Below are 9,041 nucleotides of genomic sequence, written 5' to 3' on the forward strand. Positions count from 1 at the left end.
CCATTTTGGCAGGAATATCCCCTCATAATGGGATCCTTTTTATGATAGTTGCCCGGATTTTATTAGGGTTGGCTGTTGGAGCTGCTTCTGCGTTGGTCCCAGCCTATATGTCGGAAATGGCGCCTGCACGTTTACGTGGACGTCTGTCAGGAATTAATCAAACAATGATCGTCTCTGGAATGTTGCTTTCGTACATTGTCGCTTATTTATTGAAAGACTTACCAGGAACAATGGCATGGCGGCTGATGCTTAGTTTGGCTGCCGTACCTGCATTGATCTTATTTATTGGAGTGTCCAGGTTACCCGAATCACCACGTTTTTTAATTAAGAACAAGAAAATGGATGAAGCTCGTAAGGTGTTGGGCTATATTCGCAATAGCAAAGAAAAAATTGATTCTGAAATAACACAAATACAAGAAACTGTTAAAGAGGAAGCAAAGGTAAATCAAAAAGCATCATGGGGTACCCTTTTAAGTAATAAATACCGTTATTTAGTAATGGCTGGTGTGGGTGTTGCTGCGTTTCAACAGTTCCAGGGAGCAAACGCAATTTTTTATTACATTCCTATGATTGTGGAAAAAGCAACAGGGCATGGAGCCAGCTCAGTATTGATGTGGCCAATTATTCAAGGGGTTATTCTCGTACTAGGTTCATTAATATTCCTAATGATTGCTGATAAATTTAATCGCCGTACTTTATTAACAATCGGCGGAACGATTATGGGGCTATCCTTTATTTTGCCGGCCATATTGAATGTATTAATTCCTAATGCAAACCCGATGATGATGGTTGTTTTCTTAAGTATCTATGTAGCTCTTTATTCATTCACTTGGGCTCCATTAACCTGGGTCATAGTTGGGGAAATTTTTCCGCTGGTAATTCGCGGGCGGGCGTCAGGAGTGGCTTCATCATTTAACTGGATTGGTTCTTTCTTGGTTGGGTTGCTATTTCCAATCATGACCGCTTCGATGTCTCAAGAAGCTGTTTTTGCAATCTTCGGTGCTATTTGTTTACTTGGTGTTTTATTTATCCGGACATGTGTTCCTGAAACTCGAGGTCATACTTTGGAGGAAATTGAAAAGATTGGAGAAAGCAGACGAGATAAGGGGAAAAGTGCTTAAATTAGACCTATTAAGGGTTGGAGCGGAATTCAATGAAGCTATACCAGAATAGGAGAGATTTTAAATCAGGGGGCAATAAGGTAAATACTTCATCAAGGAATATGTTGATTTACTCATATGATTCCTTTTCTTAGGCCCGAGGTTGCTACTTCGGGCTTTACAATTATTAAAAATGTTAGCTGAACTTTTTATGCAATTTTTTTAGCTTTTATTTATATGAAGGAATTTAATAGGGAAGGAGCCGATAAAATGAAAGTAGCACAAAGCTCGTTTGGAAATGATGTCTTGCTGTTTACCATAGAAAATGATCATGGAGTAAGAATGGAAGTTACAAACTTTGGTGCAAGAATCGTCAATCTGTTCGTCCTGACGGAATCGGGTCGTAATAATATTGTATTGGGATTTGACTCGATTGAGGATTACAAAAAAGAAACATATTTTGGAGCAACAATAGGAAGAGTCGCTGGAAGAATAAAAAATGGCCAATTTTCAATTGGTGATTCACGTTACCAAACATCTGTAAATCAATTAGGGAATACCTTACATGGTGGCAGCCCTGGATTCGATGAAAAAGTCTGGGGTTATGAAGTGAAGGAGACGGATGAAAGTGCATCGATCATCTTTTCAACCGACTCACCCGATGGCGAGAATGGTTTTCCGGGGAAATTGAAAGTAAGTGTGACTTACACATTAAACAACTTAAATATTTGGTCAGTCAGCTATCAAGCAACTAGTGATAAAGACACAATTTTTAATCCGACCAATCACGTCTATTTTAACTTAACGGGGCATCCCAGCAATCCAATCGATGATCACTTCTTACAAATCTTTTCTGAAGAATTTGCACCAGTAAATGACGATACCACGGTAACTGGGGAAAAGCGAAGCACAATTGGCACGCCTTATGATTTTCGAACCCCGAAGAAATTAAAATCAACCTTTGAAGCCATGGACGCAGAAGTTAAAAAGGTTCAAGGGATCGATCATCCATTCTTCCTTACGCGCCCAGGATTTCATCAAACTGCAGCCAAATTAATTAGTCCTGACCAGAAAATAACAGTCGAGGTATACACAGAAGAACCTGCGGTTGTCATTTACACGGCAAACTTTGTGAAAGGTGTGCCACTTATGCACGGAGAAAAATTAATTCAACACGGCGGAATAACGTTTGAAACCCAAGTTGCTCCAGGAGCGATTGAGTTTGAAGATTTTGGGGATATTCTTCTTTTAGCAGGCCAAGATTATACTTCCCAAACAAAATACAAAATTGAGGTCAGGACCCCCCTCAGCTGAAGTTTCCAGTACGTGTGTTAAAACGTCGAATAGGTGGATTTGGTTTCGATAATTTTACATCGATTCGGCTGCTTGTTAGAATTAACATCAGGTGACTGTAGAGCGATCGAGCATAGCTCGTGACATTCCCGCCGAATAAGAGTTAGCCACTCACTCGAAATGAGTTTTGGATGATAGGGGACAACTTATAACTTTAAGCGTAAACAGTTAGAAAGTGGGCCGTAAAACTAAGGTTAAAGGTGAGCCCCCATTTAAACAGCACATATTTCTATTCGTAGCACCTCCTGATACGATCCTTGTATCAAATGAGGTGTTTTTCCTATGCCTCAAAAAAAATTAACGATTGTTCCCGACAAATCATTCACTCGATTGTTTTGTACGAAACAAGGCAGAAATTCTACAAGAATGGAATGACATCACGAAAATTATTCAGGCAGTTATAGTCGTGAGCGGTATGCCTTTGTTAGACATCCATTTTAAGGTTAAGAGGATGTTTATTTACTTTAATAAGCTCAAAGATTTGTAACTAGTGAAAAATTAAAATTTAAGGAGCGGAGAATATATCATAGTATTAATGAAAATGTAGAGGAGGCTATCCAAACCGGATGGTTACTACTATAAAAAGCGAGGAATTTACTCTTAATTACACCTTTCGGGAGTATAAGCAATATTTTGGTTATTTTGTATTTTATACTCACTTTATGTATTCATTTGTAATAATAATGTAAAATTAGGTAAATATATGTGTCACTTAAAGATGATAAAATTATAAAAAAGTGATTTAATCGGGGGAGAAAATGAAAAAAATTATAGCATCTTTTGTTGTTTCTGGATTGTTACTATCAAATCCGTTGGTTGGTAATGCTGCATTGGGCGATCGTACATTGAAAAGTGGAATGACTCATATAGAAGTAAAACAATTACAAGAAGTTCTAAAGAAAAAACAATATTTTAAGAGTAATAATACAACTAAATATTTCGGAACCGTTACTAAAAGTGCAGTCGTAAAGTTCCAAAAAAGTAAAGGTTTAAAAGCTGATGGTATTGTAGGTCCGAATACATATAAAGCTTTGGGGGTAAAAAAGAAGACCTCCAACGCTAATGTAAATAAAACAAGCAATAAATCTTCTGCGATAGTGAAGGAAGCAAAGAAACATTTGAATGTACGGTATGTATGGGGTGGAACTACACCAAAAGGTTTTGATTGCAGCGGATTCCTAAAATATGCTTTTGATAAAGGCGCAAATGTCACATTACCAAGAACGGTATCGGAAATTTATAAAAAGGGGACAAAGGTGTCCAAACCACAAGCTGGAGATGTGGTCTTTTATGAAACATATAAACCTGGTGCCTCACATGCAGGTATTTATATAGGTGGCAATCAATTCATACACAGCTCCTCATCAAACGGTGTAAGCATTTCCTCCATGGATAATAGTTATTGGAAGAAAAGATATTTAGGATCAAAAAGAATGTAATAGAGAAGGTTGCCAGTTCTTTTTTGAAGAGACTGGCTTTTCTAGTTCTACCAATAGGTTACGATACTAAGAAGTCCTACGGATGGTAGACTCGGTATTAAAACATAAAATTTTTTTAAGACACAATTTTAGCTTTTTTTGCTCCCAGAAACACTTGGGTATAATGGACTTCCATATACCACATAAAAATTCTTTAATTCTCACAAAAGACAGTCGAGGAAGTTTATAAAAACCGTGAAAAGTTTACCCAGGAGGTACAAGGGTAGCCTCGCAGGGCTTAGTTAAAGTTGGCCTTATTATCGTAGCGTTCAAGCTGTGATTCCTAATTCCAACTTAATTGGAGATACCCTAATTGGAGTTGCTTAGAAATCTCTAATTCGATTTTTTAAGTTTAGTTTTTTCAATATTATTTAATAATTTACACACCTTGGTTTAAACAAATAAATTGTAATCTAATAAAATTAATTGATTTGATATTTTTTGAATAATTTTACAATTTCAATAGTAGGGAATATAATAATCCTATAAACATTTTGCAAAAAATATGTTAAATATTTTGGAGTAAAGAGTTTTATTAAGAGAAGCAAGAATATAGGTTTAATTCATGGGAGGAAATTTATATGGCAAAATTTACTGTAGGAAATGAAAATCATGCTCCAATTGAACTTTATTATGAGGATCATGGTTCAGGGAAACCCGTTGTCTTAATACATGGTTGGCCTTTAAGTGGACGCTCTTGGGAATATCAGGTGCCAGCTCTTATTGAAGCAGGTTACAGAGTCATAACATATGATCGTCGTGGATTTGGAAAATCATCTCAGCCGTGGGAAGGATATGAATATGAGACATTTACTTCTGATTTACATAAACTGTTAGAACATTTAGATCTTCAAAATGTCACACTTGTTGGTTTTTCTATGGGTGGAGGTGAGGTAGCTCGATACATTAGTACGTACGGAACAGATCGTATTGAAAAGGCTGTTTTTGCTGGAGCAGTTCCTCCTTATTTATACAAATCAGAGGATCATCCTGAAGGAGCATTAGATGATGCAACAATTGAAGAATTCAAAAGTGGCGTGATAAATGACCGCCTTGCATTTCTTGACAAATTTACGAAGGGGTTTTTCGCGGCGGGTAATCAAACAGATTTAGTTAGTGAGCCATTCCGTTTATATAATCGGGAAATTGCAGCTAGTGCCTCACCTAAGGGAACGCTCGATTGTATAACGGCCTTTAGTAAGACAGATTTTAGAAAGGACTTGGAAAAGTTCAATATACCTACTCTTATTATTCACGGTGACTCTGATGCAACTGTACCTTTTGAGTTAAGTGGAAAACGTACATATGATTCCATTCCTGGTAGTAAGCTCGCTTTAATAAAGGGTGGTCCGCATGGATTAAACGCAACTCATCCAAAAGAATTTAATGAAGCGTTACTAACATTTTTAAAAGATTAATAAAGTAATGACGATCCTATTTCAAATGGGAAGGAGGCAGTCTTTCTTTTAATAAGTTTGTAGGAAAACTCTTAATATGAGGCAGAAGTAGAGTGTTTGCTAGAAGATACTTTTAGTAAATGACTCGTAGCAATCATTATTACACTGATATAAGGGGTTTATTGGTTAATTCTACACTTTTCAATACCCTTTATGTTACCTGCAATTGCATTTTTGGGGTTCTGCTAATAAATAAGTTAGCTGTGATATATACGGTATTATAACTATTAGCAGAATCTAGGGCACCCCGAGATGTACTTGACCTTAATTGTTATAAACGTATTTCTAAAGAAAAAAGGCAGTCTAATACCTTCCTAGTTAATAGAAGAAACTCGTAAAAAAAGGAGCCTTTGCCCAAAGTGACAAAGGCTTACTTCTATATTTATTTCCCATTTCCGTCCTTGCATCGTATAAAACCCAACAGCCGTTCCCCATAATAATATAGTCCAGACATATCCTTTTCATAATTCATCATATTTTGACGAATGTCTTCTAAAGTTAATGTAAATGGAAGATGAATTTTGCCCTAATATAGTGAGTTAATTAATTTATTCTCGTAACTATAACCAATTCTCATCCCCTTTACACTGTACAAAGTGACTGGGCTGAATCTTTTTGGTTTGAGTGAACCTGTGCCAATAGGCTTAGGTGTATCAGTTGAAAAAAAGGGCGATCCTGTTGCTGACATCGGTTTCGCTTGCAGCAGCAGCTGTCTCTGTCACAGGAGGCATCGCCTTCGTCGGGCTCAGGGTTCCGCACTTTGCAAGAGCTCTGGTCGGACCTCGAAATCAGCTCTTCCTGCCGGTAGTGATTCTGATCCGCGCCTGGCTGCTCCTTCTGGCAGAATACCATCGGAAGAGAAACATACTTGAACCCAAAGGAATACCTGCGGGGATTATGATCGCTATAATAGGGGATCCTTTGTTTATGTATTTGTTGTTGGAGAGTAGGAGAAAAAGCACGATTTTTGTAAAAGCTGAAGATGTCTTCAGCTTTTTTTGTTTGCCTTATCATCTTCAAATCACTTGGCGCAGCGCAGATTGGAACATAATATAAGCCCGAACTGCGAAAGATAACGATACATGCACTTACACGAATCCTACTTAAGCATGATTGACTTGGTTTTTTGATTTGATATAGTTTTAGGATGCTAAAGTGAGAAGATAAGGTCAGACTAAAAAAAGAGCCTTCTGCGAAAGGGGGTGCCTCCTGTGAAAAGCATACAAAGCCGTTTATTGATCATGCTGCTGATTTTCATCGTTCTGCCCTATTTCCTGTCCGTTTTTTTCATCTACACTTACACAAAAAGCAGTGTGGAGCAGTATGAACTTGAAAACAGCCGGGAGCAGCTTCAGAAGAATGCGGATGAACTGGAGCAGTATTTTGACGACATGATTGATTTTCCATATATTCTGTACCGCAACCCTGATCTGTTTCGGATTTTTAAAAACGGCTTCGAGGACTCCATTTATTTCAGCCCTATGACCATGGAAAAGAGTCTCGAAACCTTTTATCTAATGAGAAACGAATTCAGGCAAATCCGTTTCTATATTGCTAAAAACAATGAGTCATTCACTGTCTATAATGCAATGATCAGCACACACAGGTATCAGCCGAATTTTCTGAAGCAGGGCCCGATCAAACAGCTGTATACATCTGACTCACAATATTTGATTGAGCCGCCCCACCCACTTGAGAATTACAATAATGCAGCCATTGTTCCAAAATCGGACAAAACGATGGTGATGACTTTTCACCACAAAATTATAGATGTTCTTTCTAAAAAGTTTCTTGGGATGATTACAATCGACATTGATTTGGGCGAGTACGCCCGCATTTGCAATAACCTTGTCCAGGGAGACGCATCTTCAGTTTTGCTTATTGATTCAAAAGATCGCGTCATGTATGCAAATGATCGTGCCCTGATTGGAAAACCTCTTCCTGCCGATGAAAAGCAACGTCTTGACGGGAATGGGAGCCGGCATGATGACGATATTCTCTTATCAAAAGAGTTATCAGGGTCACTGAACGGCTGGAAATTGATTAAGGTCATGTCGAGCCAGGCTTTATATGAAGATGTCAGGAAAACCGCCTATACCAATATCCTTGTCGGCATCGGCGTAGGAATATTGGGTTTGCTGATGATAGGCATTATCTCAAATAGGATTACCCGTCCCATTACGAGGCTGAGCAGCAAAGTCCGCTCCATTGAAGGCGGAAATATGAATGTCCCTTTTGATGATACCAAAAGCGATGAAATTGGCCATTTGGAGTCACACATGAAGGATATGATGAACCGGATCAATTCCCACATTGACCGTGAATATAAACTTGAAATTGAAAACAGGAAGAACCAGTTCAGGGCGTTAAAATCACAGGTTAATCCTCATTTTTTGTTTAACGCTTTACAATCCATCGGCGCTGTCGCCCTCAGGTCGAATGCACCAAAGGTCTATCAATTGCTGACTTCACTGTCCAAAATGATGCGCTACTCAATGCAGGCAGATCAATGGGTACGGGTTCGGGATGAAGCTGAGTATACAAAAGCGTACCTCTCCCTTCAAACAGAGCGTTTTGGTGAAAATGTAAGTTACTCGGTCAATATCGATGAGTCTATTATGGACATGACTATTCCAAGTATGATTCTCCAGCCCCTGGCAGAGAATTTTTTTAAACACACGTATGAGGAAGGTTATAGCAACGCTCATTTGTCGATTAACGGGGAAAAACAAGGAAACGATCTGTTCTTCACTGTCGAGAATGATGGTCCGGGTCTGACGGAAGAAGAGCTTCAGACTCTTCGGGAACATATCTATTCACCCCCTTACGAAGGGACTTATTCGCATGAACATATAGGCCTGAAGAATATTCGTGACAGGCTGCTTCTAGGGTATGGACCAAGTGCAGAAATGAAAGTAGATTCGAATGACGGACTGGGGTTTTCCGTTAGCATGAGAATCCCGATAAAGAGCCCCTTGGGAATAATAAAGACTTATTTCAGGAAAGGAGATGCACACGGTGAAAGCACTGATTGTCGATGATGAATTCAATGTGCGGGACGTCATACGCCATTTAGGCCAGTGGGAAACTCACGGCATCACCAAGCTATTGGAAGCCAAAAATGGCCATGAGGCAAAATCACTGATTGAAAAAGAACGCCCGGAGATTATCTTTACAGACGTGAAAATGCCCGGTATGGGCGGAATCGAACTGATTGAGTGGCTGGATTCCATTTCCTATCCTGGGAAAGTTATTTTCATTACTGGTTATAACGATTATTCCTATATGCGCAAAGCCATTCAGCACAGCAGCTTTGATTACCTGCTGAAGCCGATTGAGTATGAGGCGTTCAATCATACACTGGAAAAATCGGTACAAGCCTGGAAGGTTGACTTTGAACATGCTGAAGTGCTGGAAGATGTGAAAAAACTGCGGAGAAACCAGTTAGCCACTGCGATATGTCTGGGGGACCGTTCAGATTCAATCAGCCTTGCCGAGTTTCTTCCTGAATCGGAGGGCTATATGCTGACGCTGCTCTCCTTTTACCAGATGCACAATCCGGATTTCTATATCCAAAAGCTTTCAGATGACCTTACGGACCGCAAATTAGGATATGCGTTTTCCCTGAAAACGGATCTTAACCTCTGCCTTGT

The 9,041-nt window shown here is 39.0% G+C and carries 6 protein-coding genes and 2 pseudogenes; all 8 read left to right on the forward strand.

Going from position 1 to position 9,041, the window contains the following annotated elements; all coding sequences use genetic code 11:
• The coding region (locus tag J7I96_RS27750; protein ID WP_215048219.1) for a sugar porter family MFS transporter at nt 1-1,121 on the forward strand (1,121 nt) is incomplete at its 5' end.
• 249 nt (nt 1,122-1,370) lie between these two features.
• Nucleotides 1,371-2,414: an aldose epimerase family protein gene (locus J7I96_RS27755; protein WP_214923070.1), complete on the forward strand. Its 1,044-nt coding sequence runs from the start codon at nt 1,371-1,373 to the stop codon at nt 2,412-2,414.
• Nucleotides 2,415-3,211: 797 nt separating this feature from the next.
• Nucleotides 3,212-3,892 carry a C40 family peptidase gene (locus J7I96_RS27760; RefSeq protein ID WP_214772686.1) on the forward strand — a complete coding sequence of 227 codons (681 nt, stop codon included), beginning with the start codon at nt 3,212-3,214 and terminating at the stop codon, nt 3,890-3,892.
• 209 nt (nt 3,893-4,101) lie between these two features.
• Nucleotides 4,102-4,208: pseudogene (locus tag J7I96_RS28310) on the forward strand (hypothetical protein); the annotation flags it as partial.
• A gap of 304 nt (nt 4,209-4,512) precedes the next feature.
• Complete coding sequence (locus J7I96_RS27765; protein WP_214772687.1) at nt 4,513-5,349, forward strand: alpha/beta fold hydrolase; 837 nt, start codon at nt 4,513-4,515, stop codon at nt 5,347-5,349.
• 608 nt (nt 5,350-5,957) lie between these two features.
• A pseudogene (locus J7I96_RS27770) lies at nt 5,958-6,333 on the forward strand (iron chelate uptake ABC transporter family permease subunit); the annotation flags it as partial.
• 266 nt (nt 6,334-6,599) lie between these two features.
• Complete coding sequence (locus J7I96_RS27775) at nt 6,600-8,429, forward strand: sensor histidine kinase (RefSeq protein WP_214772688.1); 1,830 nt, start codon at nt 6,600-6,602, stop codon at nt 8,427-8,429.
• On the forward strand, nt 8,407-9,041 hold a 635-nt coding region (locus J7I96_RS27780; protein WP_215048221.1), incomplete at its 3' end, for a response regulator. The genes J7I96_RS27775 and J7I96_RS27780, both read left to right, overlap by 23 nt.

It is taken from the genome of Bacillus sp. ISL-78 (assembly GCF_018613455.1).
Lineage (GTDB): Bacteria > Bacillota > Bacilli > Bacillales > DSM-1321 > Peribacillus > Peribacillus frigoritolerans.

Coding starts and splice junctions, on each gene's coding strand:
- J7I96_RS27755 (WP_214923070.1), top strand. CDS start 1,371: ATGAAAGTAGCACAAAGCTCGTTTGGAAATGATGTCTTGCTGTTTACC.
- J7I96_RS27760 (WP_214772686.1), top strand. CDS start 3,212: ATGAAAAAAATTATAGCATCTTTTGTTGTTTCTGGATTGTTACTATCA.
- J7I96_RS27765 (WP_214772687.1), top strand. CDS start 4,513: ATGGCAAAATTTACTGTAGGAAATGAAAATCATGCTCCAATTGAACTT.